Consider the following 25314-nt stretch of genomic DNA (forward strand, 5'->3'; position numbering starts at 1 on the left):
CTTATTCTTCAAGCGCCTTCTGGCGGAGATGTTTTAATGAAAGAAGCGCGCTGAGAGATTTCTTCAAACCATTTTGCCAAAGCAGGGCAATCTTTGCGCCAGTTCTCATCAGCATAACGGAAATCTAAATAACCCAACGCACATGCCAGGGTGATTTCCCCGATTCCAAAGGTTTTCGCAAATTTACCAGCAGTTAGAGCAGCTTCAAAGACCTGTAGTGTCTTATCTATTTTCAGACTTTGACGGGTGTGCCATTCCTCCCACTGCATATCAGCAGGACGCTGACGGATCTCGACTGTACGCTGAATGCTAGCATCCATAATGCCATCTGCGAGGGCATGAAAATTGCTGGCCTGCCAGCGACCTTCGCCAGAACGGGGTACTAATGGAGTTTCTTCTGAAAGACTGTCCAGGTACTCACAGATTATTGGAGAATCGCAAAGAATGGTACCTTCTCGGGTAGAGAGAACAGGAACTTTGCCGAGAGGATTTTGATTCCAAATATCTGATTCAGTTGTGAAAGTTGCCATTGGGGTGATTTTGATTTCACTTTCCAGGCCTTTTTCCATTGCGACCATAAGGACTTTACGGGCGTAAGGTGATGTTGCTGAAAAGCAGAGTTGCATAGTCATTTTTAAATGAGCTCCGGAAGAAATAAAAAGTGATTAATGTGGCCGTAAAATCTGGGGTTAAAAGTTATCTTTGCGTAAGCGAATTTCCCTGAAAACCTCTGCGTCTGTGGCTGAAGTCATTTCGAGTTGCTTTCTTATGCCCAGATCGTCTGGGCGGAGAAAGGGATTGGTCTTGAATTCCTCGCCCAAAGTGCTTGGCACCGTCGGTTTCCCTTGGCTGCGGAGTTTCTTAATCTTAGTAACACGCTGGGTTAAATTGTTATTTTTCGGATCAATTGTTAAGGCAAATTCAGCATTTGAAAGTGTGTATTCATGGGCACAATAAACCACGGTTTGTGCTGGTAACAAAAGGTATTGTTGTAACGACTGCCACATCATTTCTGGCGTGCCCTCGAAAAGCCTCCCGCATCCTAGCGCAAAAAGACTATCGCCGGGAAACAGGACATTTGATTCTTCAAACCAGTAAGCGATATGACCAAGAGTATGGCCGGGAACAAAAAATACTTTGGCTGTTTGTGACCCGAAAGTAAGAGTATCTCCACCATCCACCGTTTTGTCCAGGTGGTCGATTCTATGCGTATCTTTAGCTGGACCTGTTACTGTTGCCCCGGTTTGGGCTTTGATTTCAGCGACGCCATCTACGTGGTCGTAATGGTGATGGGTTAAAATAATATCTGTGATCTGCCAATTCAAACGTTTGGCCTCGTCCAAAATGGGAGTGGCAACTCCTGGGTCAATGACGGCAACAGCCCCAGTCTTTTCATCACGCAACAGATAACAATAGTTGTCACTAAGTATTGGGATTTGTTTGACGTCGATCATGATCTTGTTCGTTCCATTCAACAGGCATTATGTCAGTGTTTTGATTATTGCCTTGGGCTTTTCATTTGTTTACGCGATATTAGCGTCCTATGTTTTAAAGATCGACTGCCGTTTTTATTTTTCAAGTGAATTGATAAAAAATGGTCCCAAATAGAGACAGAGAGCCGTATGTGGACTGACGTTGTTAATCTTCAGGGATTCTACAGCACCCGTTTAGGTGAAACTGCTGCACAGGTAATCCGTGGCAATATTCGAGATCACTGGAGCGATGTGCGTGGGAAATCGATCCTTGGGTTGGGATACACGACGCCTTATTTATCCCAGTTCGAAGATGAAGCCGAACGTGTTTTGGCATTTATGCCTGCTTCACAGGGAGTTTGCCATTGGCCGAAAGGTGGGCCGGGTAAGGTCTCCCTGGTCGATGAAACGATGCTTCCCCTACCGGATTACTCTATTGATCGCGTATTATTGGTGCACGGGCTGGAAAGTAGTGAATATCTTAGAGATATGATGCGTGAAATCTGGAGGGTTTTAACAAGTGATGGCAGGCTGCTGATTGTCACGCCGAACCGACGCGGTATCTGGGCGCGGGTGGATAAAACACCTTTCGGCTGGGGGCACCCCTTTAGTCGCTCTCAGATCTCACAGTTATTAAACGATACCTTGTTTGTCCCGATAAGCACCAATCGGTCTCTTTATGTTCCGCCCAGCCAACGGCTAACTATTCTGCAAGCGGCCTCGGCGTGGGAGCGTATGGGGAAACGATTTTTCCCAACCTTTGCCGGTGTTCTGACGGTTGAAGCTGGAAAGCAATTATACGTTCCCGGCACGCCTAAAAAAGTGCAGGGACTAAGACGACCAAGCTTGGCCAATGTACCGCAAGCATTTCAAAAACACTCTCGATTAGGCGATGCTGAGGGGGAATAACGAGACTTAAATTGGAGGGTTTCTACCTCTGAGAGTGGGGCATCAGTAGCTCATTTAATGAACTACTGATGATGAATATTACTTCCGATCAAGCAAGAAAATCGCTTGTTGCCCGGTTAAGTTAGGAAATATGAGATTTTTCTGTTGGCCCTTTTGATCAAGAAAAAGGGTTTGGGCAATCTTAATGTTCATATCCTGACACAGGGCAAAAAAATCATTGATGGTACAAAAATGAATGTTCGGTGTTTCGTACCACTGAAAAGCCAATGATTTTGTCACGGGCATTCTTCCAGCTAAAGACAAGCTCGCACGTACACGCCAGTGCCCGAAGTTTGGAAAAGAGACAATCGCACGTCGACCAATCCGAAGGAGTTCTTCTAGAACATGTTTGGGATCATGGGTGGCCTGAATAGTCTGGCTGAGAATAGCATAGTCCACTGCGTCGTCCGGGTAGTATTGCAAATCGGTGTCCGCGTTACCTTGAATAACGGACAAGCCTCTTCCAACGCACTGGTTTACGCCTTTTTGGGAAAGCTCTATTCCACGGCCAGATACGGCTTTGTTGTGGGTGAGGTAATCGAGTAAGGCACCATCCCCGCATCCGATGTCGAGTACACGACAATCTGATTCGATAATATCAGCGATTAGCTTTAGGTCGGTCCGCAGGGTAATATCTCTATGTTTCATAATCTTAGTTTTCACCCTGGTTTGTGGCCTGATCCCCGACTTGTTTCCTGGCCTGGCCGTTAAACCAGCGTTCAGCACAGCCCTTGATGAAACCATCGACTGTTTCATGAAATCCTGGCTCTTCCAGTAAGAAGGCATCGTGGCCTGCATCGCTCTGCACTTCGACAAAAGAGACGTCGGCGGCTACGGCATTGAGGGCGTGAACAATCTCGCGGTTGGCTGATGTTGGGAAAAGCCAGTCGCTTGAAAATGAGATCACACAGAACCGGACGGGAGAATCTTTGAAAGCGTTTGCCAGCATACCGTTATGTTCTTCGGCAAGATCAAAATAATCCATGGCACGGGTTATGTAGAGATATGAGTTGGCGTCAAATCTCTCCACGAAGGTGAAACCCTGGTGTCGTAAATAACTTTCGACCTGGAAATCAGCGTCAAACCCATAAGTTAAATTTTTACGGTCCTGAAGGCGTCGTCCAAACTTTCTGTGCAATGCGGGCTCGGAAAGATAGGTGACATGTGCGGTCATCCTTGCAACAGAAAGCCCAGCTCTGGGAACTTTATTTTCCTCCAGGTATGCGCCATGGCACCAATTGGGATCGGCCATGATGGCTTGCCTTCCCACTTCGTGAAAAGCGATGTTCTGCGCTGTATGACGTGGAGCTGTTGCAATGGGGATCGCGGCAAAGACCATCTCAGGATAGCTGACCGCCCATTGCAGAACCTGCATGCCGCCCATAGAGCCACCAATAACACAAAACAGTTTCTTTATGCCAAGGCTCTCGACGAGGCGTTTTTGAGCCCGGACCATATCTCCAATGGTAATAACTGGAAAGTTCAGGCCATAGGGTTTACCCGTTTTGGGATCCTCAGAAACCGGGCCAGTTGAACCCATGCATCCGCCGATGACGCTACTGCAAATAATAAAATATTTATCCGTATCGACCGGTTTTCCTGGCCCCACCATCATTGACCACCATCCCGGTTTCTGGGTGATGGGATGGGTTTCAGATACAAACTGGTCACCTGTGAGGGCGTGACAAATCACGATGGCATTGCTCTTGTCATCGTTCAAAGTACCATAGGTTTGGTAGGAAACTTCTATGGGGCCGAATTCAATACCGCTATCCAAGGGCATGGGCTCGTCAAAAACGGCACGCTTACCTGGGATAGTTACTGATTTATCTTGAATTTGAATTTCAAGAGTATTGTCATCGGTCATGGTACTTGAGTAGCCTCAATCATAAATTTCTGAATTTGCATTAATCTTGACTGCAAAAGACAGGCGTTCCCGTTCAATTCGTTGTCAGAACAGATTTAGAGCCCATTGTTATTCCCTTTTTCATAAAAGGGTTATGAACAAGTCTCTGTTTTGACATTGAAGATTGTTTTTATCCCTGAGGCAGCTTTCAATCAAGAAAGAACGAAATGGGAAGTTATAATGGAATCTTTCCTTTTACTTTTCAATCTGGCTATGTCTATCTCTTCACTGGATTTGAGGAACACAGGCTAGGCACCATGTCTGATATGGACAAACTTTCCGATCTTCGAAAACAGATCGATGAGATTGATATACAGCTTCACGACTTGTTGATGAAACGAGCCGAGGTCGTACAGGCTATTGGTACCCAAAAAGGTGATGCTGCTGGAAAATTGAGTGCTGGACGCGAAGCGCAAGTTTTACGGCACATGGTCGAACGCCACAAAGGAGCTTTACCGAAGTCCGCCATTGTCAGATTCTGGCGCGAAATTTTTGCCAGTGCAGCTCAGTTAGAGGGGGAAATATCTGTAACTGTTCATGCCCCAGAAAATGACAACCGATTCTATGACTTGTCGCGTGAACACTTTGGCATGGAGACTCCCATATCTAGTCGTCAAACGGTAATGAGTGTTCTCCGGGAAATAACAGATGGCCAGGCAAGTGTCGGTGTCTTACCTATACCACAAGGCGAGGCAAACCCTTGGTGGTTATCCCTTGCACAGGGTGAAGGCGCGACTAAGACACGCATAATTGCACGGCTCCCGTTCTTTAATGCCGCGGGTTCAGACGGCACCGAAGCTGTTATTGTTGCATCAAGCGCCCAAGAAGAAACCGGGCATGATCGCAGTTATGTTGTGGTTGAATCCTCTGAGCCGCTCTCCCGCTCAACCCTCATTGATCTTCTTGAGAAATCAAGTTTAAAACCGATAAATATTCATATCCACACACCAGATCCTTCAGTTTGTTTACAGCTGATAGAGGTGGATGATTATGTAGCACCAGGCGATGAGCGCTTGGTTCAACTAGCCGATTTGTCTGACCAGCGTATAACGCATGCTTGGACAATTGGTGGTTATGCCATTCCTTTGACGGACGCATAACAAGTCGACAAATAGGTCGATGTAATTTCAGTAAATAAGAGAGTTTTTAAAATGGCTTTAAAACCGCAACCCGGAATTATGGATGTTTCACCTTACATTGGTGGAGAATCTAAAGTTGAAGGTGTCGATCGGATTTGCCGCTTGGCTTCGAATGAAAACCCCCTTGGTGCTTCAGACGCAGCTAAAAAAGCTTATCACGTAATCGTCGACGATCTTCATCGATATCCGGACGGCGGCTCTTATTTACTACGTCAGGGAATTGCAGAAGCAGAAGGCCTTGATGCAGATAAAATCGTGTGCGGTGCCGGGTCAGATGAATTACTTGGACTTCTGATTCGAGCCTACGTTGGTATCGGCGATGAGATCGTCTACAACGAGCACGGATTTCTGATGTATCCGATTGGTGCAAAAACAGCTGGTGCTATACCGGTGAAAGCACCTGAGAAAGACCTACGTATCGACGTGGATGCTATGCTTGCTGCAGTAACGGATAAAACAAAAATCGTATTTTTGGCTAATCCAAACAACCCAACGGGCAGCTATGTCTCCGAACAGGAATTACGTAAGCTTCGGGCTGAATTAAACCAGGACGTCCTTTTGGTGATCGACGCAGCTTATTGCGAATATGTCGATAGCCCGGATTACATCAGTGGCGCGGCTTTGGTCGAAGAATACGACAACGTAGCCATGACAAGAACCTTCTCGAAGATTCACGGCTTGGCCGCGTTACGTTTGGGATGGGCCTATTGTTCCGCAGAAGTTGCCGATGTCTTGAACCGTGTCCGTGGTCCTTTCAATGTGAGCCTTGCAGCACAGGCTGCGGGTGTCGCGGCAATCAAAGATAAAGCCCATATTGAAAAATCAAGAGATCTGAATACGCGTTTGTTAAGCTGGTTCCGTGAGGAAATGACAAAGCTCGGTTTGCAAACGCATGATTCAGTTGGGAACTTTGTCTTAGTTAACTTCGCCTCTGATACAAAAGCGAACTCTGCGCTTGAGTTCCTGAAAAACAAAGGTGTTCTTGTCCGCGGAATGCCAGCCTATGGCTTGCCAGCACATCTGCGCATAAGTATTGGAACCGAAGACGAGATGAGGGTGGTGGTCGATAGTATCACCATGTTTACAAATGAGTGATGGCACAGAACCACTATTTCAAAAGATTGCCCTGATCGGTATAGGATTGATTGGATCTTCACTTGCCAGAGCAACAAGGCAACGTGGCTTGTCCCATGAGATTGTTGCTTGTGCGCGGAGCAAGTCTACCCGTGACAAGGTCATGGAACTAGGCATCGCAGATGCCGTTTATGAAACGCCGGCTGAGGCGGTACAGGATGCTGATTTAGTTATTCTTTGCACGCCTGTAAGTACTTACGATGATCTTGCTTTAGCCATGGCTCCGGCTTTAAAGCCGGGGACGATTATCAGTGATGTTGGTTCGGTTAAAGAATCTGTCATCAGAGATGTTGGGCAACACTTACCGGATGGGGTTCACTTTGTTCCAGGGCACCCTATTGCGGGTACGGAACATTCCGGTCCTGAAGCGGGGTTTGCTGAACTTTTTGACGGGCGCTGGTGTATTCTCACTCCACCTGCAGGGACGAATGCTGATGCACTTGAGAAGATAAAGGCTTATTGGGCTGCATTAGGGAGCATGGTTGAAATCATGACCCCTCACCATCACGATAAAGTCTTGGCCATTACTTCTCACCTTCCACACCTGATTGCCTATACCATTGTGGGGACGGCAACCGATTTGGAAGAGAGCCAGCAGGCAGATGTTGTGAAATTCTCAGCCGGTGGTTTCAGGGATTTTACCCGTATTGCCGCTTCAGATCCTATCATGTGGCGCGATGTTTTTTTGAACAACCGTGAAGCTGTATTGGAAATGTTACAGCGATTTTCTGAGGATCTATCTGTACTTCAACGTGCCGTTCGTTGGGGCGAAGGAGATGTCCTGGAAGAGCGGTTCAGGAAAACAAGGGATATTCGGCGGGGCATTGTTGACGCGCATCAGGCGGGTACTTTTGATGCCAGAGAACCGGATAGTGAAGACAGCTGACTCTTTTTGTGAAGTAATAAATATGAAAAAGGCTCTTCCAATTGGGAGAGCCTTTTTTTAGGACGTAATAATTTGAAAAGTTAATTAACCACTGAAGGTAACTTGAGAAGACTAATTGGCCCAACAGAGAGCCATCCATCTTTCATAATAAGGGGGGCCTCAATTTCATGCCGGCCTCGACTGTTGGTTTTACCCAAGGCGGCAAGGGACAGCTTTATCCCAAAACTCTGGCCTTTGTTTATTAAGCCATTTTTTTCGAGTTGTTTGACGACTTCATCTGCACCTTCAATCCTACTTTCGAGTTTTCCAGCCGGACGCAGTCGGTTGTCCAGGGCAAGTTTCCCTCGTGCATCAATGAGCATAGGTCCCCACCTGAGGCTGGCGTCATGAAGGGCTAAAAATCCCCCTGTATCACGCCAAATGTGCAGTGCCTTACGGATTTTATCCTTGGGAATTTTCCCATATAGGGTTCCGTCTATATTCAGTTGTGAAATTGGCCCCCCAAGAGGTGTTTTCCTGAGCTCAGGATGATTAATATCCTGCGCTTTAACCAGGATGTTAAACTCCTGTAGTGGATTTTCAGCAGTAGATGGCCGTAGCGGGCCCAAGGTGGTGTCTAGCGTTGCAATTGATAGCGGGTGGTGTTTTTCTCGGGTAATGATCAAACCATCTGCCTGTAATCGTGCATTGAGAAGTTCGCCCTCGAGAGAAATTTGTGCGGTCGATTTTGCAAAAGTACTGACAACATTTATCGAAGGTTGACTATGAGGAAGGCCATCAATCAAGTGATCCTGTGAGAGATCAATTTGCATGCTAAGAGGAGACCACGGTGTGGCCTCTGCGATGAGATTCTGTGTTTGCCACCACCATCCATCAGGAGAAATTACTTTGGGCGTATCCAGTGTTGCTCGTACAATAAAAGGAAACCCACCAAGAGAGAGTTGGCCGTGTGTAATCTCGAAGCCGCGAGAACGTTGTTTTTCGACCCACTTGGTTAGGCCTGTTTCCATTTGATGGGCCGCCCAAAACCAATAGGCAACAGAGAAGGCTATCAAGATACCCAAAGAGCTAATGCCTAAGATCAGAAGCTTCTGTCCAAGAGAGCGAGATGCTGGCTCGGTTGAGGCGTTTTCTTCTGGCATTGTTCTTCATCCTGGATATTTTGTTGTATTTACGACGATCGCTTTATGTCGCTGAATACAATCGATAAACTCATGAGTTCATACGCATAGCCGATTCGGAGTAACAGAGCAATGTCGACCCCAGAGTTGAGGGCCTTTTATGATTCAAGATTACCCCTGGAAGAAGGGAAGGATTTTTGGGTCTTTGGTTATGGCTCGCTGATGTGGAATCCTGGGTTTCCACACGTGGAAGTTCAACCCGCCAAGCTGCAAGGGTTTCATCGACATTTTTGTATTTATTCTTTTTTCTACCGCGGCACACCGGAATGTCCTGGGCTGGTTCTCGGCCTTGATGTCGGAGGCTCATGCGTCGGAATGGCCTATCGGGTTCCAGCAGCCGAACGCGATGTGGTGATGGACTACCTCTTTGAGCGGGAAATGATATCAGGTGTATATCATCCTGGCTGGTATGACATCACTCTCGAAACAGGTGAAACTGTTCGATCAGCTACATTTGTAGCAGATACAAACCATGAGCAATATGCAGGTCGCCTGGGGAGCGAAGAACTTATTTCTCATCTATTACAGGGTGTGGGGAGCAGTGGCCGGTGCATTGAGTATCTTGAAAATACCGTCACTCATCTAAAAGCATTGGGTATTGAGGATCAGGGGCTCGAAAATTTATTAAGAGAAGCTCATGAAGCTCAAAAAATCATTCCCTAGTGCCCCAAACTAAACCTAATTTAGATGTTGTGTGACGTATTCAATTACGGCGTCAAAGTCGGTTAGTAACCAGAACAATCCAACTACGATAACTCCGCCTAATGGTAAAGTATACCATGGGTGGGAGAGTGGGACATTCTCCCCGCAGGCGTAGCAGATATCATCATCAATACCGATTTCAGTCGAACACTTTGGGCATTTTCTTGGTTTGGCCATTGTTACTTACTTTCAGCCTGCTGGGCTTCTTCCATTAGCTTATTACTAGCGTCTTCTATCGTATCTTGTACGGTTTTCATAAAAACCCTTGGTTTTAGGCCTGATGGAATAACAGGTAAATATTCGAGAACAATCGTCCCAGGCTTCTTAACAAAAGCATCCTTACCCCAGAACATTCCTGAATTTAATGCCGCAGGACAAACTGGTGCTCCAAGCCCACCGTACAAAGCTGCTATTCCTGTTTGATATTCGGGAACCTGTCCTGGAGTTGAGCGTGTTCCTTCTGGGAAGATAACAATAGGCCGTCCGTTTTCCAGAGCTTCTTTGGATTCTGAAATCATTTGCCGTAATGCTTTTGTCCCAGCATTTCTGTCAATTGCGACCACACCACTTTTCCATAGGTACCAGCCAAAAAAAGGAATTCTTAGAAGTTGTTTTTTGAGAATTATGCAGGGATTATCCAAAAAGGCCATCAATGCAATGGTTTCCCATGCAGATTGATGTTTACTGACAAGTAGGAACTTTCCGTCTTTTGGAAGATTTTCCAGACCTCGAATTTCGTATGTTGTTCCACAGATAACTTTCAAAAGCCAGAATATGACTACGGCCCAATAGTGGCCTGCGATCAGCATAAAGCGTTGTGGAAAAACCATCAGAAGCAAGCAGGGAGTAAAGAAGATCGCACACCAAATCAGAAAGAAGATGTTGAAAATCAGGGATCTTAGAAAAATCATTGGGTGTTATCCGATCAGCATTGCTTGCATTACTTCGGCCCAGTTCCTGACCTGAGCCAACAGGTATTTAACATATTCAGAAAGAAGAAGCGTCGTGCTTCCAGGCCAAAGCCACCAATCCTTTTGTTTTACATGCTCTGGAAAAACAGGATGAGGATAAATTGTGATGTTTGGCATTGCATGACGATATTCCAAAAGGCTTCTTGGCATATGATAGGATGCGGTGACAAGTCGTAAAGAGGAATAGCCCTGTTCTTGAACCCAGGTTTTACTTTCCAGGGCATTACCCCGGGTGTCGTCAGCTTGGTATCCAAGTTTTACACAGCACTCTAAGTTTTGAGGAGCACGTTGTGATAACCGTAAGAGCTCTTGAACTTCGACGCCCTGGTAAACACCTGAAATAAAAAGTTTTTTACCTTGTCCTTGAGTTAATAAATCCAGCCCGGTGTTAATTCGATCACTTCCCCCTGTTAAGACAACGATTGCGTCTGCAACCTGTGCGTCTTCGCTTACATCATCCGGTAAATTTGCGGCAAACCAAAAGAACCCGATTACCCAGAGCAATAGAACGGCCACTGCTAGAAATGAACCCAATTTAAGGGTTAGAAAAGTCCTTCGATTAGTACGGTGAAACAAGGATGTCATCTTCCTCAACTTTTACGGCATTAGGGCTAGGCTGCGTAGAACGGTCAACCGAGCTGTCATCATCGCGATTAGCGAAGCGCCTATAGGCATAAGCAATAATAAGCCCCACTCTACAACAGAGAACGTAAGGCTTGGTAAGATTGAGCTATTCGCTTGTCCAAGAAGTGAACTAAAAGAGGCGATAGTAAGGCCGGCAAGTAAGAGGCCGGAAAAGCCTCCCGCAGTACTTAACTTTAAAGCATGAAATTGAAACCGTGTCGCAATATATGAATCTGCGGCGCCCATATGATGGAAGAGTTCGACAACCTGTCGGTGGATAGCCAGCCCCATCCGGGTAACGAGAATAACCATTAGCCCCGCGGCACCGCCGACGAGCATTACGACCAATAGGGAAACTATTTGTATTACTTTTGCTAAGCCAAGCAGGTTACCAAGCCAGCGTTGGTGATCATCAATACTTGCCTCTGGGAACTGTTGGGCAATGAGCGTGTTTATCGCATCTATGGTTTTTATATCAGACTGTTCCAATTCCACAGATACAAGAAATGGGATTGGTAAATCTTGTAGTAACACATCCTTACCGAGCCATGGTTCCATCAGCTTGTTGAGTTCAGCATCATTGAGAATTTCAACTTTCGCAACATTCTCAATTTTACTAAGTTCAATCTTTATTATTTTGAGATCTTTTTCTGTAGCTTGACGGCTGGCGAGTGTTTGCCCTGGGGGAACTTGTATCGTCAGACTGTTGGATAACCCCTGATCCCAACGATTGGCGAGTTTATTCATTGTAATCGCAACAACGAGGGACATTGTCGCAAGATAAACCATGACGGCAATCAACCAGGGTAGAAAACGACTGGATGCATCCCGATCCAAAGGGACATCATTACGAGCGCCAAACATCTAGCTGGCTCCTGAATGATGTTGAACAGGGGGGGACTGGACGTCTTTTATTAACCGGACTTCCCCGTTAACGATTTTGAATACTGGATGATTGAACCTGTTCACGAGAGCCTCATTGTGGGAGGCAACAACAATGGTTGTTCCACGCTTGTTTAGTTCTTCGAACAAAAACAATAGTCTCTCGGCAATTTTGTCATCCAAATTTCCGGTAGGCTCATCTGCAAGCAACAAGCTTGGACGCGCGATGACAGCCCGGGCAATTGCTACGCGTTGCTGCTGTCCGCCCGATAACGTCGGCGGTTTTGCATCCAGGTAGTCAGCAAGACCTACCCAGGCTAACAATTCACTTACATTGCGTCGTACTTTTTCAATTGGGCTGCCAGTGATTGTGAGCGGCAGTGCAACATTTTCAAGAGCAGTTAAGTGATCAAGTAGTCGAAAATCCTGAAAGATTATGCCAATGCGCCTGCGCAACATGGTGAGTTCAGTACGATCTTGTTGCGACACATCTCGGCCAAATATACTTAATCGCCCGGATGAGGGGCGATGGGCCAAATACATCAGGCGTAATAAGGATGACTTTCCAGCTCCACTGGGACCTACCATAAAATGGAAAGAGCCGGGTGCGAGTGTGAGATTAACCTGATGGAGCACATCTGGGCCTGTACCATAGCGCAAATGTACATCCTGAAAACGAACCAAAGGCTTGAAATCCGTAACAGTGAGCGGGGTGGGAACCATGACATATTTTAACTGTAAACGTAAAGACTTGTGCTCTTAATTATCTAGTCAATTTAGTTCATCTAAAGAGGATCGGGATGCCCCCGTGTTTTATAAGGGACTTTTATACAGGTCTTTTGTTCGGGCCTTGCGTTCAGATTTTCTGCGCCGTATAAAATAGTCATTGAGTTAAGTTTCTTCGCTGGTGATTAGCTGAATGATAGTTTCTTGTCCTGAATGTGATGGTAAGTTCCGCGTTGCCAACGATGCGTTGGGTGATTCCGGACGTAAGGTTCGTTGTAAGAGCTGTCGCCATATCTGGTTTCAAACTCCTGAAGCCGAAATTGAACTCGCTCCTGCTATTGTTGAACCAAGCGAAGAGCCCCAGGATATTCCTGAGAGTATTTCGCCGGCGGCTTTTGATGAGCAAGGGCCCCTTGATGATGACTTTGTCGAGCCGGGAAAGGTGCGCTCTCGGAGGCCCAGAGGATTTGCTCCAGAAAAAGTGAAGAAAAAAGGGAAAGGCCTCCTTGTAGGTTGGGTGTTGTTCTTTGTTCTTGCTGGGGGACTTGGTTATGGTTTCTGGAATGAGCGTGTGCTGATTGTACGTACATTACCTCAGGCCATGAACTTATATGATCTCCTGGGTCTGGATGTATTTCTTACTGGCGAAGGTTTGGAAATAGAAAACCAAAAAACGGAACGCGCAACCAAAGACGGAAAGAAATTAATCGTTCTTTCTGGAGACATCGCCAATATCACAGAAGATAAGATCGTTGTACCAAAAATTATTGGCTCTTTGAGGGCCAGTAATGGAGAAGCCCTCTCTCGCAAGACGATTACACCTTCTGTAGAGTATTTGGAGCCGAGCGAAAAATCTCATTTTTTGATCGAGTTAATTGCATCCCCCGATGCCATACTCGCAGATGTTCAATTTATATCTGATGAAGAAGCCCTTCAAACTCCGGACTTTGAACCCACAGAAAAATAACTTCTGCTATCAAGAGTTTTTATCAGGCATGGTAACATGCACGCGATCATGATATTCTGCATCTTAACGTAGTGTTAACCATGTGTATGACTCTAGTTAGGGTGGGCTTTTATGGCAAAAATCTTGATTGCTGAAGATGACAATGCTGTTCGGAGTTTTGTGGCGCGTGCCCTTACCCATAGAAAGCATGAGGTCAAGGCAGTCGGGGATGGCATGCAGGCCTTGGAGGCTTTGGGAGAAGATAAATACGATCTTCTTATCACAGATATTGTTATGCCTGGTCTTGATGGCATAGGGCTTTCGCTGAAGGTTGCTAAGGATGCCCCAGATATGCCCGTACTTTTAATGACGGGATATTCTGCTGAAAAACAACGAGCTCACAACCTGGAAGAACTCATTTTTAAAGTGGTAACAAAGCCCTTTAGTCTTCAAGAAATTTGCTCTGCTGCGGAAGAAGCTCTCGCTGTTAATTCAGGTTAATTTATTAAAATTATGAGTGAAAACTATACCCGACAACACCCCGTTTAACCGGGTAAACGTCGATAGCTTCCGTGGGGGGAGCGTTCTTTTAAAACCGATCTAGTAATCGCTGAATATATGTTCTTTCGTCTTTAGGGCGAGTTCTGTCATTTCTACGATCACGCAATTCGCGAAGAATTTTTCGACTTTCAAGAAAATCAGCTTCATCGGGAAGAGGAACGCCTTGTTTGGCTAGGCTTCTACCATTATCGCCGATGTTTCTACCAAAAGGATCTCTTCCTGAACCGTCTTTTCCTTTGACCCAACCACTCCCACTTTCGGGGCCTTGATTTAGCATTTTTAGATATTTTTCAGCAGCCTGCTCGGTCCCGTTTTGTAGCTTTCTTAAGCTTCTTGTTTGGGCCTGGACGACTTGTTCACTCTCTTTCCCATCCCCGTCCTGTCCTTGTAACGCATCGCGGGCGATGCCCATAGACTGCTCCGCATGTTCGAAGTCTTCAGGGGTATTCCCGAGTAGCTCTTGGATATTTTCCATTAATTGTTCAAGTTCTTGACGTAATCTTTCTTGACTACGTGCATCCTGGCTTTGTTGTTGCTGGCTTCCTTGCCCCTGGTCACCAGGCCGGCTGTCTCCAGGAATGGTACGTGAGGAGGGCCTATTTCCCTGATCCTCTCGTTGCTTTCCACCGTTTTGTTGATCTTGTTGCCTTTGGTAGCTGTTCTCTAGTAGCTCTTCTTGTCGTTTAATTAGGTCCTGTAGTTTTTCAAAAGTTTCTCTACCTTGATCCCCTGCGTTATCCTGAGATGGAGACCCTTTTTGAAAGGCAAGGTTTTCAAGCATGTTTTGCAGTTCTGAAAGAAGTTGTAGAGCCTCGTCCATGGACCCGTTTTCAGCCAGCATACGTGCCTGATCGATCATTTTTTGCAGGTCTTTGCTATCAAGTGATTGCGACCCGTCAGGGGGCGTTTGAGCTTGTTCTGGATCGTCTAGAAATTTCTCAAGCATCGTTGAGAGTAGAGAATCAACGGCTTGTTGGAGCTTGTCCATTAATTGGGATATTTCGTCTGGATCTGCTTGCGAAGAGAGTGCTTCTCGCAACTGTTGTTGGATATCTCTAAGTTCTCTTTGTACTGAAGTTAATCGGCCATCCTCAAGATGTAGAGCCGTTCGCCAAAGAATGTTCTGGCTCTGTTGAACCGCTTCTTTACTGCTATCAAATATAAGGTGTTTTCCAGCGATGGTCATAGTGAGAGAAACAAGACTATCATAGTCGTAATAATGCGGCCGCTTTACGAGACCAGCCAAGACAGCAATCACATTACCCTTATTGTTAGGTTCATTCAGGTCTTTACGGAGCTTTACAAGATGCTTTGCAAGTGGATGCGAGAAATATCTTTCAGGGATTGTAATTTGTATGGGCTCAATTTGCCCTTTTTGTTCCAAAGCATCGAGGACTGATAGTTGGAACCAGACCTGTTCTCCTGCCAGTAGGTGGTCAGTTAGATCTAAATAGTATTCGCTTTGATATAGTTTGATTTGGCTTGAAGGAAGTGGAAGCTTTATTACCTCGGCTTGAGCAATATCTTTTTGCCAAAAACTAATTTCGAGAGAGGTGGTGCCATAATCATCCCGTGTTTCAAAAGCGATTTTCAATAAGCCCTGATCACTTTCAATGGGGGCCTCAAGAAGGGTAATTTCAGGTTTTTGATCGGTGATAAGGTTGAGGTTGGTTTTTAGGATTGTCCTAAAAGAGTTCGTGATACTGAGCTCGCCGCTTTCCTCTACTAAAAAGTTTCCTTCATGACTCATTTCACCCGTTTTTTTTACCGCAATGTCAGTATTCGCAAGTTGGATGTCAGGAAGCCGGTCTAGGCCGTGGACTTGAACAATTGCCCGGCTGCCTTGAGGGAGGTCGACCTGTTCGGGTATTGAAAAGTTATGATCAAAGAAGAGGGGGGAATTTCCAGTGTAATCTGGTGGGGTGAGCCACATGCTATAGCTTACACCCGTTTCACTCTCTGCAGGTATGAGGCGGTCTAATTCAAAGGCTGAACTTATTCGAATTTCCCACTTATCAAATGAAAATACGGAAATGAATAACCCCACAACAATCAGTGACCTGAACCCGTAAGGATCCAGTTGAAACAATAGTGGCCGGGGAGGTGAAATACGGAGGGAAGATAATGAATTTGCGAGGCGTTTTTTGTTTTGCAGCCAGAGGAATAGGCCTTCCTTACTGGCCTTGAGAGGGCGGTCACTGATGCTACTAAGAGGACGATGTGACAAGTTATTAGTCTGTTCTAATCTCCTGTAAGCATCACGTCTGTTCGGTAACTGGAACTTTATTGCTGCCCATAAAGCGGAAGAAAATAAGGAAATCGCGGCTACAATTAGAAACGTAATATGTGCCCAAACGGGTAGTGAGGCGGGTATATCAAGAAGAATAAAGACAATGGAGGTGAAGGCAACGCCCCAAAATGCCCAAGACGCAGAAATAAAGGCTTCCCAAAAAAGTACAAGTCTCGTGATGAATGTCTTATAGCGAGTTTTCCATGGCAACGTCGGTTCTGGCCGACGGTCGCGGGTGTTTTTTACTGATCGTTTATGGGCGGTACTATCCATCGGTCCATATGTTCCTTTGGTAGGTTCACTTGGACATACCGCCCTTAAACTTAGAGGGCTTCTTATAAATTATTTTAAGAAAGCCAATCTGGCAGAACGTCCTGATTAATCAGTGTATCATAATCAATGCGTTTGCGCACAACAGCATACTGATCACCTTTGACCAAAATTTCGGGAGCATTCAATCGCGTGTTGTAACTTGATGCCATTACAGCACCGTAAGCGCCCGCAGATTCCATGGCCACAAACTCACCAGCTTGAATATTTGGGAGAGGTCTTTGTTTCGCAAAAGTGTCCCCTGATTCACAGATTGGACCGACGATATCACAAGGCGTAATTTCAGCTTCTGCTGCAGGTTGCTTCAAAGGGGTAATGTCGTGCCAGGCATCATATAACGAAGGCCTGATAAGATCGTTCATGGCAGCATCTACGATCAGAAAGCGACGATTGGTTCCTTCCTTGACATAAATGGTCTCCGTTACGAGAACCCCTGCATTACCGACAAGAAAACGGCCAGGCTCAAAAATGCATTCAGCATCCAGGTCTTCCAGGACATCGCTGACAGCTTTCGCGTATTCGCTAAGGTCTGGAGGAGTTTCATCGTTGTACTGGATGCCTAAGCCACCGCCAAAATCGATCCGTTTTAGAGGCAATCCTGCACTTTTTAGCTCTTTATATAACGTAGCTAAGCGCTGAAAGGCATCTTTGAACGGGCTTGCTTCTGTCAACTGAGAACCGATGTGTACGGCAAGACTTTCTATGGCAATATTTGGTAATGCTTCTGCTTGCTCAACAAAGCGACGGACGCTTGGTATATCAATCCCAAACTTGTTCTCGGCTTTACCTGTGGAAATCTTTGCATGCGTCTTGGCATCAACATCTGGATTGATGCGGAAAGCAACAGGGGCTGTTACGCCAAGTTGTTTTGCAACGCTAGATAAAGCCTCTAGTTCAGGTAAGGACTCGACGTTGAACTGCAGGATACCTGCTTTAAGTCCAACAGCCATTTCACTTGGTTTTTTACCGACACCAGCAAAAACAATCTTCTTAGGGTCGACCCCTGCCGCTAAAGCACGGCGGAGTTCACCTTCTGAGACCACATCCGCACCTGCACCTGCTTTGGCGAGTGTTTGGATAACGGATTGATTGGAGTTCGCCTTGAGTGCGTAACAAATCGTTCCCTTAACGCCAGCATCAGTAAGAGCGGTAGCAAAGGAATTATATGCATTAACCATGGATTGAGTGGAGTAACAGAAAAAAGGTGTTCCCACTTCACGGGCAATGTCTTCCAGCGGCAAGTTCTCTACGTGGAGCTTACCGTCACGATATTCAAAGGCACTCATATTTATTGTCCGTATGTCTTCGTCGTTGTCCTGGAGTTCTTACGTATACTAAGGCTCTCCGGGAGAGGATTTTCATCCGGTATAGCTTCCGCTGGCCCGGACGAGGAGTTTGGTGTCACTGCCGGTGGATAAGGATACTGTTGAGGATAATTCCAATCTCCCCCTGGACGATCCAGGCTTCCAACCTTTCCGCAGGCGACTACGAGAAAACTTGCGCCAATAAGAGTCACGGTTGCAAGAGATCTTTTCGTGAGGACTTGTTGTCTCAGTACAATCCGACCTTGCTCGATCCAACTCAGCTTCATGATAAGAGCCTTTCTCGGGCGGCTTTTGCCGCAGCTTTGACGTTTTCAGGAGCCGTACCGCCAAAACTAACCCGGCTTTGAGCTGACTGCTCAACTGTTAGAACCCTAAAGATGTCTTGAGTGATGCGTTGTTCAACGCTTTGCATTTCTGTCAAATCCAGATCACTGATATCACAATTTTTATCTTCAGCGAGTTTGACGATGGTTCCGGTGACGTGATGAGCATCTCTGAAAGGCAAACCAAGTTCTTTCACCAGCCAATCGGCCAGATCGGTGGCAGTTAGGAAGCCATCCGCGGTTGCAGCGTGAAGACGGTCGCGATTGGCGACCATGTCGGTCACCATACCGGTCATTGCTGTAACGCTGAGGATAAGAGTATCTGCAGCGTCGAAGACGGGTTCTTTATCTTCCTGCATATCTTTACCGTAAGTAAGGGGGAGGCCCTTCATGACGATGAAAAGGGTGTTTAGAGAACCAATGACGCGAGCGACTTTACCTCGGATGAGCTCAGCGGCATCCGGGTTTTTCTTTTGCGGCATGATAGAACTGCCGGTGGTGAAGGCGTCGGATAGGGTTACAAATCCAAACCCCTGAGAGCACCAGATCACCAACTCTTCAGCAAAACGGGACAGATGGGTAGCTAGGATTGCCCCGGCAGACATGAATTCGAGGGCATGATCACGGTCAGAAACGGAATCGAGTGAGTTTGCCGTTGGGCGATCGAAGCCAAGGGCTTCAGCGGTAGCATGGCGGTCGATCGGGAAAGATGTACCCGCGAGAGCTGCTGCACCTAGAGGACATTCATTTAAACGATTTCTGCAATCTTTCAGTCGGCTACGGTCACGGCCAAACATCTCGACATAAGCCAGCATGTGGTGACCAAATGTCACAGGTTGGGCTGCTTGAAGGTGGGTGTACCCTGGCATAATTGTATCGAAATTCTCTTCGGCCTGATTGATCAATGCCTCGATTAACAGACCTGTTTGCTTGTCGAGCTCGTCAATAGCACTCCGGACCCAAAGCTTGAAATCCGTTGCTACCTGGTCGTTTCGGGAGCGTGCGGTGTGCAAGCGACCGGCAGCGTCACCGATAAGTTCACGCAACCGGTTTTCAATATTCATGTGAATATCTTCGAGAGCTGCAGAGAAGACAAATTTGCCTTCTTCGATTTCTCGCGAAATTGTGTCTAGACCATCAAGGATTGCCTTGCCATCTTCAGGGCTGATAATACCTTGTTTAACCAACATGGCACAGTGAGCTTTTGATCCTGCAATATCTTGTGCGGACATACGCTTGTCGAAGTCGATAGAAGCATTAATCTTCTCCATAACTTCTGCAGGTCCAACAGAAAAACGTCCGCCCCACATTGCATTGGCTGTAGTATCACTGGCTGATTTTGGTTCTGACACAGTTTTCTCTTTCGTCTTCTCGGTCGTACGACTTTATGGACTATAAAATATGATCCAGGTTAATGCCCATCGGCTTTTCAGTTTAAGTACTCTCTTACTGCTGACAGTCATATCACTTTCGGCAATATCACTCGCAGCAAACAAGGCGAGTGCGGAAACTTCTGAAAAACCACCTCTTGAAGGGCGACTCGAAGGGAACTTTACTCTCTTCGATCCTCCTGTTCCAGTACCGATCGAAAGCTTTCAAGCAGAAGATGGTCAATTGATGTCTCTTAGAGACCTGGAGGGGCAGGTTCTCCTCGTTAATTTTTGGGCAACATGGTGCGCACCATGTGTAAAAGAGATGCCTGACCTTGATAAGCTACAAGCAGAAGCCGGGAGCGATTTGTTCCGAGTGATCACGTTATCAGAAGATAGAGCCGGACTGAAAAAGATCCTGCCTTTCTTTGAAAAGCAAAAACTGAAACATCTTCCGGCTTATGTCGACGTGAAAGGCCGTGTATCCAGAGCCTTTGGGTTAAGGGGGCTGCCCTCAACCTATCTTGTCGACAAACAGGGAATGATTGTCGGTGCCCTCATCGGACCTTATGAGTGGGATGCACCAGAGGTAAAGACGTTGATCAAGTTTTATACTGACTTGTAATCGTTCATTTGAAACAAAAAGAGCCGTGCGAAAAGATCTTCGCACGGCTCTTTTTGTTTGATTGTCAGCTTCCCTATTAAGGAGAACCGTTACCGTGTTGGGACGGGTGTGTCGCCGCCGTAGTCATAGAAACCACGTCCGGATTTTTTGCCGACCCAGCCGGCTTCTACATATTTCACAAGTAGCGGGCACGGGCGGTACTTTGTGTCGGCAAGGCCTTCATAGAGGACAGACATAATTGCCAAACAGGTGTCTAGGCCAATAAAGTCTGCGAGTTCCAAGGGACCCATTGGGTGGTTTGCGCCTAAGCGCATTGCTGTATCGATAGAATCGACAGTCCCTACACCTTCGTAAAGGGTGTAGACGGCTTCGTTAATCATCGGCAATAAGATGCGGTTAACGATAAAGGCCGGGAAATCTTCGGATGAGGCTGAGGTCTTACCCAGCTTATGTGTCATGTTTTTGATCGCCTGATAAGTAGGCTCTTCAGTTGCGATACCTCGGATCAGTTCGACCAATTGCATGACAGGAACCGGGTTCATGAAGTGCATACCCATGAACTGTCCTGGACGGCTTGTTACGGCAGCCAAACGTGTGATCGAAATTGAGGAGGTGTTCGAGCAGAGGATTGCTTCAGGCTTAAGCAGGGGGCAAACCTTACGGAAGATATCTTTTTTAATTTCTTCGTTTTCAGTCGCGGCTTCGATGACAACGTCACATTGATTGAGGCTCTCGAGCTCTTGTGAATTCCCAATCCTGCCAAGTGCAGCGGCTATGTCGGCTTCGGAAATTTTACCTTTGGCAGACTGGCGTTGCATATTTTTTTTGATAATCGCGAGTGCGGTGTCAAGTTGCTCTTGATTGACATCGACCATACGAACATCAAAGCCGGCAAGTGAGCTGACATGTGCGATGCCACTTCCCATTTGCCCTGCGCCAATAATACCTACGGATTTAATTTCCTGAATCGTCATACTCTTTGCGAGCCTTTCCGCTACTTCTAAAATCTAAGGCAAGACGCTATCACATTTGATAGCGTCTTGCCTTAGGATATTACTGCAGAACGATCTTTGGACAATCAAGCCGTGGGGACTTGACCGTAAGATCAATTATCCGAGTTCTTTTTCAAGCTCAGGAACTGCATCGAATAGATCCGCAACCAAGCCATAATCAGCAACTTGGAAAATTGGAGCTTCTTCGTCTTTGTTGATTGCCACGATGACTTTAGAATCTTTCATCCCGGCCAAGTGTTGGATCGCACCTGAAATACCTACGGCAATGTAGAGATCCGGAGCGACAACTTTACCTGTTTGACCAACCTGGTAATCGTTCGGAACGTAACCAGCGTCAACAGCAGCACGCGATGCACCAACGGCAGCACCAAGCTTGTCAGCAACACGCTCGAGCATGGCGAAGTTTTCGCCGTTCTGCATGCCGCGACCACCAGAGATAACCACACCAGCAGTTGTTAGTTCTGGACGCTCTGATTTAGTGAGCTCCTGACCTACAAATGAAGACAAGCCAGCGTCGCCAGTTGCATCAACTGCTTCAACAGATGCTGAACCACCTTCTTCAGCAGCTGCATCAAAGGCTGTACCGCGAACGGTGATCAGTTTGATTGCATCTGAAGACTGTACGGTTGCAAGTGCGTTACCTGCATAAATCGGGCGAACAAAAGTATCCGCAGATTCAATCGCAGAAATCTCTGAGATCTGTTGAACATCAAGAAGAGCAGACGCACGTGGCAAAATATTTTTACCATAAGTCGTCGCAGGAGCGAGGACGTGGCTATAATCAGAAGCAAGCTTCACGATTAAGGGTGCGATATTTTCTGCAACGTCCTGAGCATATTCAGCAGCATCAGAAACGAGGACTTTGGACACGCCAGCAATTTTAGCAGCGGCTTCACCAGCAGCAGCACAATCAGAGCCCGCAACGAGGACGTGAACATCGCCACCGAGTTGGCCAGCAGCTGTTACAGTGTTCAACGTAGCAGGCTTGATGCTTGCATTGTCGTGTTCGGCGATAACAAGAATAGACATCGTTAGATCACCTTTGCTTCGTTTTTAAGTTTCTCAACAAGCTCAGCAACGGAGCCAACGATTACACCTGCATCACGTGCAGCTGGCTCAGTAACTTTAAGCGTTGTTACGCGTGGAGTTACATCAACACCAAGATCTGCTGGGTTTGTTGCATCGATTGGTTTCTTCTTTGCTTTCATGATGTTTGGCAAAGAAGCGTAACGAGGCTCGTTCAAGCGAAGATCAACTGTCAGGACAGATGGTAGAGGCAGGCTTACATTCTGGAGTCCACCGTCTACTTCGCGGGTGATTTTCAGTTTATCACCATCCTGCTCAACAGCAGAGATGAATGTACCCTGAGACCAACCCAGAAGAGCAGAAAGCATCTGGCCAGTCTGGTTGTTATCACCATCGATAGCTTGTTTACCGAGAATTACCAAGCCTGGCTCTTCATTGCCAACAACAGCTTTTAAAAGCTTGGCAATGGCGAGTGGCTGAAGTTCATCATCACTTTGGATATGTATGCCGCGGTCAGCGCCCATAGCGAGGCCGGTGCGCAACGTTTCCTGAGTCTGAGTTGGCCCAGCTGAAACAACAATAACTTCACTGGCAACGCCAGATTCTTTCATGCGTACAGCTTGCTCTACAGCAATTTCACAGAAGGGGTTCATCGCCATCTTGACGTTGGTTAACTCAACGCCTGTTTGGTCGGACTTAACCCGAACCTGCACGTTCGCGTCAATGACGCGTTTGATCGGGACGAGTACTTTCATCGAGAAGTATCCTTAATATTCGCGCTTTTCCTAAGCAAATTTAGGGGAATCCTATTTCCTTAAATTTACTCTCTAACAGCCAGTCGCCGGGAACTTTAGGCTCGCCGACATACACTGTCAATGATCGCCTGATCAGTTTATTCTGACGATCATCGATTTGCTCCGGGTATCCAGAGCACGTCCTGGGCTCCATTGTCATTTACGTGACGAGCCAGAACAAAAAACAAGTCTGAAAGACGGTTGATATACCGCAGTCCTTCAGGGTTAATATCTTCTTCTTGCACCAAAGCCGAAATCAGGCGCTCTGCACGTCTTGAGACCGTGCGAGCTTGATGCAAATAAGCTGCGGCGGCAGAGCCGCCAGGCAGTATGAATGATTTTAGCGGTGCCAACTCAGCATTGATTTCATCAATTTCACGCTCCAATCTTTCAACCTGCTCTGCTGAAACACGCAGAGGAGGGTATTTTGGGTCTTTTTCTTCTGGGCAGCAAAGATCAGCGCCGAGATCAAAAAGATCGTTTTGGATGCGAGAAAGAATATCATCAACAGCGGTTTTACTATGAAGTCTCACGAGGCCGACTATAGCATTGGTTTCATCAACAGTGCCGTAAGCTTCGACACGTAGGTCGTGTTTATCAACACGTTTTCCAGACCCCAAAGAAGTTTTTCCCTTATCACCGCCCCGGGTATATATTCGTGTCAACTGAACCATGAAAGCTAACTCCGTTTAGCTGTTGCTGCCTTTCGTCCTAACCAAAATCTTATTAACATAAGTCAACATAGCTGAAGCTATACAAAGAGAGATATCACCGTTGCGACTGACTTTTGACGAATTTGGCTGAAAAGCAGATTGAATTTCAGAATTTCAGGCGTTCTTAGCCCAGATTGCGATCATAAATATGAATAAAGCTACGCCTTGGGCGATGACTCTGTAGCGCATGAACTTATTGGCATTTTTGTTATTGTAATCACCTCCACGGGCCATTGTGATCAACCCGGTGAAGAGAATGATCACGACAGTAGCGAGGGAGAGAACAACAAGAATGTTGAGGAAACTATCCATGATTTAATAAACTCGAAAGATAAGGCTGTGCCTGTTATTGGTCCAAAATGCTGCTGTGCATCATTACGCATTCTACGGATAGAGGAAAAGAAGAATCATTATTATCTAAGCTTCAATTTTTCCTAAGTAACAGCTTTATCCAAGCATATCATCGAATCTGCCGTTTATATCATTGATATTTTGCTTATAGGCTTTGGCGATGCATTCCTTCAACGAGGGCCGTGTAATCTGGACTGTCAGGGGTGATATGGCCTTCGCGAATTAAGAAATGGATGGTTGCAAGGCTCACATTAAACTTGAAATCATCGGTGTTGGTAATGCGGTCAATTATTTGCTCGAGAGGCCAAAGGTAGAATTCTTCAACTTCACCATCGGTGTTTTGAGGGGTAAAGCTTTCTGGTAGATAAAGGTCGTAGGTGAAAAGGACATCATTTCTCAGGCCGTCATCTCTTTCGCAACGATAAGAAAGCAACCCTGTAGGCTTTGCTTGTTGGGCGAGTGCCTTTGGGATATCGGCTTCTTCTTCTGCTTCTTTGATAAGGTTCTCTAGTATGCTCAATCCAAAGGGCTGTCCGCCAGCGACAATATGATCGAGCTTTCCTGGTGCATTGGGCTTGTCCATTGAGCGTTTTCCAACCCATACCCTTAAGCCCTGGTCAGTCTTAACTATGCCGTTCACATGAACGCCATAGCCGCGAATGCCAAAATATCCCGCAGCCCCGCGATCCATCTTCATTAAGGGAGGCTGTCCCCATTGGTTGGTAATAGGATAGTACTCATCGCGCCAGCGCGGGATGTCGCCAGTTTCTACAAGCTGTTTTATGACGCTTTCCACAGCAATTGAACGATCATCGAAACTGGTGAGATTTTCTGAAACCCTAACTTCATTGTCTGACGTTTCGAAAACGCTTGAAAAGTCACTGAGTTTTCTGGCGAATTCATGCGTTACGTGGCCATGAATTTCCGTGCCAATGATAAAAGGGCGGTAGTTGTCGGGATGCCAATGGTGACAGGTATGTATTCGGTCCAACAATGCCATCGGCAGCTCCTGTGAAGATGTGATTTCATATATTGCGATGCCGTGGGGTGCTACGCAATTTGAAAATCAACTTTCT

Annotated in this window: 26 protein-coding genes; 8 read left to right on the top strand and 18 right to left on the bottom strand. The window is 46.4% G+C overall.

Annotated features, from left to right (window positions below; genetic code table 11):
* Positions 1–8: 8 nt before the first annotated feature.
* Both ACOGW3_RS14730 and gloB read right to left on the bottom strand, forming a co-directional pair.
* Positions 9–632: a glutathione S-transferase N-terminal domain-containing protein gene (locus tag ACOGW3_RS14730; protein ID WP_419903672.1), complete on the bottom strand. Its 624-nt coding sequence runs from the start codon at positions 630–632 to the stop codon at positions 9–11.
* Between the two features lie 57 nt (positions 633–689).
* Positions 690–1454 carry a hydroxyacylglutathione hydrolase gene (gene gloB, locus ACOGW3_RS14735; protein WP_419903673.1) on the bottom strand — a complete coding sequence of 255 codons (765 nt, stop codon included), beginning with the start codon at positions 1452–1454 and terminating at the stop codon, positions 690–692.
* 168 nt (positions 1455–1622) lie between these two features.
* Between gloB and ACOGW3_RS14740 the strand changes: the two genes are divergently transcribed.
* Positions 1623–2381, top strand: coding sequence for a class I SAM-dependent methyltransferase (locus tag ACOGW3_RS14740; RefSeq protein ID WP_419903674.1), 759 nt, complete (start codon positions 1623–1625; stop codon positions 2379–2381).
* A 78-nt stretch (positions 2382–2459) separates the two neighbouring features.
* Here the strand turns inward: ACOGW3_RS14740 and metW are convergent, their stop codons facing one another.
* Positions 2460–3068, bottom strand: coding sequence for a methionine biosynthesis protein MetW (gene metW / locus ACOGW3_RS14745; protein WP_419903675.1), 609 nt, complete (start codon positions 3066–3068; stop codon positions 2460–2462).
* 4 nt (positions 3069–3072) lie between these two features.
* Positions 3073–4287, bottom strand: a complete 1215-nt coding sequence (gene metX, locus ACOGW3_RS14750) for a homoserine O-acetyltransferase MetX (protein ID WP_419903676.1) — start codon at positions 4285–4287, stop codon at positions 3073–3075.
* Positions 4288–4583: 296 nt separating this feature from the next.
* Here metX and ACOGW3_RS14755 point away from each other — a divergent pair, with 296 nt between their 5' ends.
* The 3 genes from ACOGW3_RS14755 to ACOGW3_RS14765 are packed head-to-tail and all read left to right on the top strand — an operon-like array spanning position 4584 to position 7485.
* Complete coding sequence (locus tag ACOGW3_RS14755) at positions 4584–5426, top strand: chorismate mutase (RefSeq protein ID WP_419903677.1); 843 nt, start codon at positions 4584–4586, stop codon at positions 5424–5426.
* Between the two features lie 51 nt (positions 5427–5477).
* A complete protein-coding gene (gene hisC, locus ACOGW3_RS14760) occupies positions 5478–6560 on the top strand; it encodes a histidinol-phosphate transaminase (protein WP_419903678.1) in 1083 nt (360 codons plus the stop codon).
* Positions 6553–7485 (top strand): prephenate/arogenate dehydrogenase family protein, encoded by a 933-nt coding sequence (locus ACOGW3_RS14765; protein ID WP_419903679.1) that lies wholly within the window; start codon positions 6553–6555, stop codon positions 7483–7485. The genes hisC and ACOGW3_RS14765 overlap by 8 nt, the downstream gene beginning before the upstream one ends.
* A gap of 80 nt (positions 7486–7565) precedes the next feature.
* Here ACOGW3_RS14765 and ACOGW3_RS14770 read toward each other — a convergent pair whose 3' ends face one another.
* On the bottom strand, positions 7566–8627 hold the full coding sequence (locus ACOGW3_RS14770; RefSeq protein ID WP_419903680.1) for a DUF2125 domain-containing protein: 1062 nt from the start codon (positions 8625–8627) through the stop codon (positions 7566–7568).
* Positions 8628–8738: 111 nt separating this feature from the next.
* Between ACOGW3_RS14770 and ACOGW3_RS14775 the strand changes: the two genes are divergently transcribed.
* The gene (locus tag ACOGW3_RS14775) at positions 8739–9329 is read left to right on the top strand and encodes a gamma-glutamylcyclotransferase (RefSeq protein WP_419903681.1); all 591 of its coding nucleotides are present in this window, start codon (positions 8739–8741) and stop codon (positions 9327–9329) included.
* A 218-nt stretch (positions 9330–9547) separates the two neighbouring features.
* Here the strand turns inward: ACOGW3_RS14775 and ACOGW3_RS14780 are convergent, their stop codons facing one another.
* The 4 genes from ACOGW3_RS14780 to ftsE form a co-directional block, all read right to left on the bottom strand.
* Complete coding sequence (locus tag ACOGW3_RS14780; protein ID WP_419903682.1) at positions 9548–10279, bottom strand: lysophospholipid acyltransferase family protein; 732 nt, start codon at positions 10277–10279, stop codon at positions 9548–9550.
* 6 nt (positions 10280–10285) lie between these two features.
* The gene (locus tag ACOGW3_RS14785; protein ID WP_419903683.1) at positions 10286–10855 is read right to left on the bottom strand and encodes a YdcF family protein; all 570 of its coding nucleotides are present in this window, start codon (positions 10853–10855) and stop codon (positions 10286–10288) included.
* An 81-nt stretch (positions 10856–10936) separates the two neighbouring features.
* Positions 10937–11827 (bottom strand): cell division protein FtsX, encoded by an 891-nt coding sequence (locus ACOGW3_RS14790; RefSeq protein ID WP_419903684.1) that lies wholly within the window; start codon positions 11825–11827, stop codon positions 10937–10939.
* Positions 11828–12568 carry a cell division ATP-binding protein FtsE gene (gene ftsE / locus ACOGW3_RS14795; protein WP_419903685.1) on the bottom strand — a complete coding sequence of 247 codons (741 nt, stop codon included), beginning with the start codon at positions 12566–12568 and terminating at the stop codon, positions 11828–11830.
* Between the two features lie 196 nt (positions 12569–12764).
* On the opposite strand from ftsE, the gene ACOGW3_RS14800 reads away from it, so the two are divergent.
* The gene (locus tag ACOGW3_RS14800; RefSeq protein WP_419903686.1) at positions 12765–13538 is read left to right on the top strand and encodes a zinc-ribbon domain-containing protein; all 774 of its coding nucleotides are present in this window, start codon (positions 12765–12767) and stop codon (positions 13536–13538) included.
* A gap of 111 nt (positions 13539–13649) precedes the next feature.
* Entirely contained in the window at positions 13650–14018 is a 369-nt protein-coding gene (locus ACOGW3_RS14805) for a response regulator (RefSeq protein ID WP_419903687.1), read from the top strand.
* An 88-nt stretch (positions 14019–14106) separates the two neighbouring features.
* Here the strand turns inward: ACOGW3_RS14805 and ACOGW3_RS14810 are convergent, their stop codons facing one another.
* From ACOGW3_RS14810 to argH, 3 genes are all read right to left on the bottom strand, one after another.
* On the bottom strand, positions 14107–16641 hold the full coding sequence (locus ACOGW3_RS14810; RefSeq protein ID WP_419903688.1) for a DUF4175 domain-containing protein: 2535 nt from the start codon (positions 16639–16641) through the stop codon (positions 14107–14109).
* Positions 16642–16715: 74 nt separating this feature from the next.
* Positions 16716–17984: a diaminopimelate decarboxylase gene (gene lysA, locus ACOGW3_RS14815; RefSeq protein WP_419903689.1), complete on the bottom strand. Its 1269-nt coding sequence runs from the start codon at positions 17982–17984 to the stop codon at positions 16716–16718.
* Positions 17985–18285: 301 nt separating this feature from the next.
* Positions 18286–19698, bottom strand: a complete 1413-nt coding sequence (gene argH / locus ACOGW3_RS14820) for an argininosuccinate lyase (protein ID WP_419903690.1) — start codon at positions 19696–19698, stop codon at positions 18286–18288.
* A gap of 49 nt (positions 19699–19747) precedes the next feature.
* Between argH and ACOGW3_RS14825 the strand changes: the two genes are divergently transcribed.
* A complete protein-coding gene (locus tag ACOGW3_RS14825; protein ID WP_419903691.1) occupies positions 19748–20341 on the top strand; it encodes a TlpA disulfide reductase family protein in 594 nt (197 codons plus the stop codon).
* 89 nt (positions 20342–20430) lie between these two features.
* Here ACOGW3_RS14825 and ACOGW3_RS14830 read toward each other — a convergent pair whose 3' ends face one another.
* The 6 genes from ACOGW3_RS14830 to ACOGW3_RS14855 all read right to left on the bottom strand — a co-directional run bounded on the left by ACOGW3_RS14830 (position 20431) and on the right by ACOGW3_RS14855 (position 25238).
* Positions 20431–21315 (bottom strand): 3-hydroxybutyryl-CoA dehydrogenase, encoded by an 885-nt coding sequence (locus ACOGW3_RS14830; RefSeq protein WP_419903692.1) that lies wholly within the window; start codon positions 21313–21315, stop codon positions 20431–20433.
* Between the two features lie 135 nt (positions 21316–21450).
* Positions 21451–22383, bottom strand: a complete 933-nt coding sequence (locus tag ACOGW3_RS14835; RefSeq protein WP_419903693.1) for an electron transfer flavoprotein subunit alpha/FixB family protein — start codon at positions 22381–22383, stop codon at positions 21451–21453.
* Positions 22384–22385: 2 nt separating this feature from the next.
* Positions 22386–23135, bottom strand: coding sequence for an electron transfer flavoprotein subunit beta/FixA family protein (locus tag ACOGW3_RS14840; protein WP_419903694.1), 750 nt, complete (start codon positions 23133–23135; stop codon positions 22386–22388).
* A 149-nt stretch (positions 23136–23284) separates the two neighbouring features.
* Positions 23285–23848, bottom strand: coding sequence for a cob(I)yrinic acid a,c-diamide adenosyltransferase (locus ACOGW3_RS14845; protein WP_419903695.1), 564 nt, complete (start codon positions 23846–23848; stop codon positions 23285–23287).
* Between the two features lie 153 nt (positions 23849–24001).
* Positions 24002–24199: a twin transmembrane helix small protein gene (locus ACOGW3_RS14850; RefSeq protein WP_419903696.1), complete on the bottom strand. Its 198-nt coding sequence runs from the start codon at positions 24197–24199 to the stop codon at positions 24002–24004.
* A gap of 184 nt (positions 24200–24383) precedes the next feature.
* Positions 24384–25238, bottom strand: coding sequence for a DUF4743 domain-containing protein (locus ACOGW3_RS14855; protein WP_419903697.1), 855 nt, complete (start codon positions 25236–25238; stop codon positions 24384–24386).
* Positions 25239–25314 lie beyond the last annotated feature (76 nt).

Source organism: Kiloniella sp. (assembly GCF_965205715.1).
Taxonomy (GTDB): Bacteria; Pseudomonadota; Alphaproteobacteria; order Kiloniellales; family Kiloniellaceae; genus Kiloniella.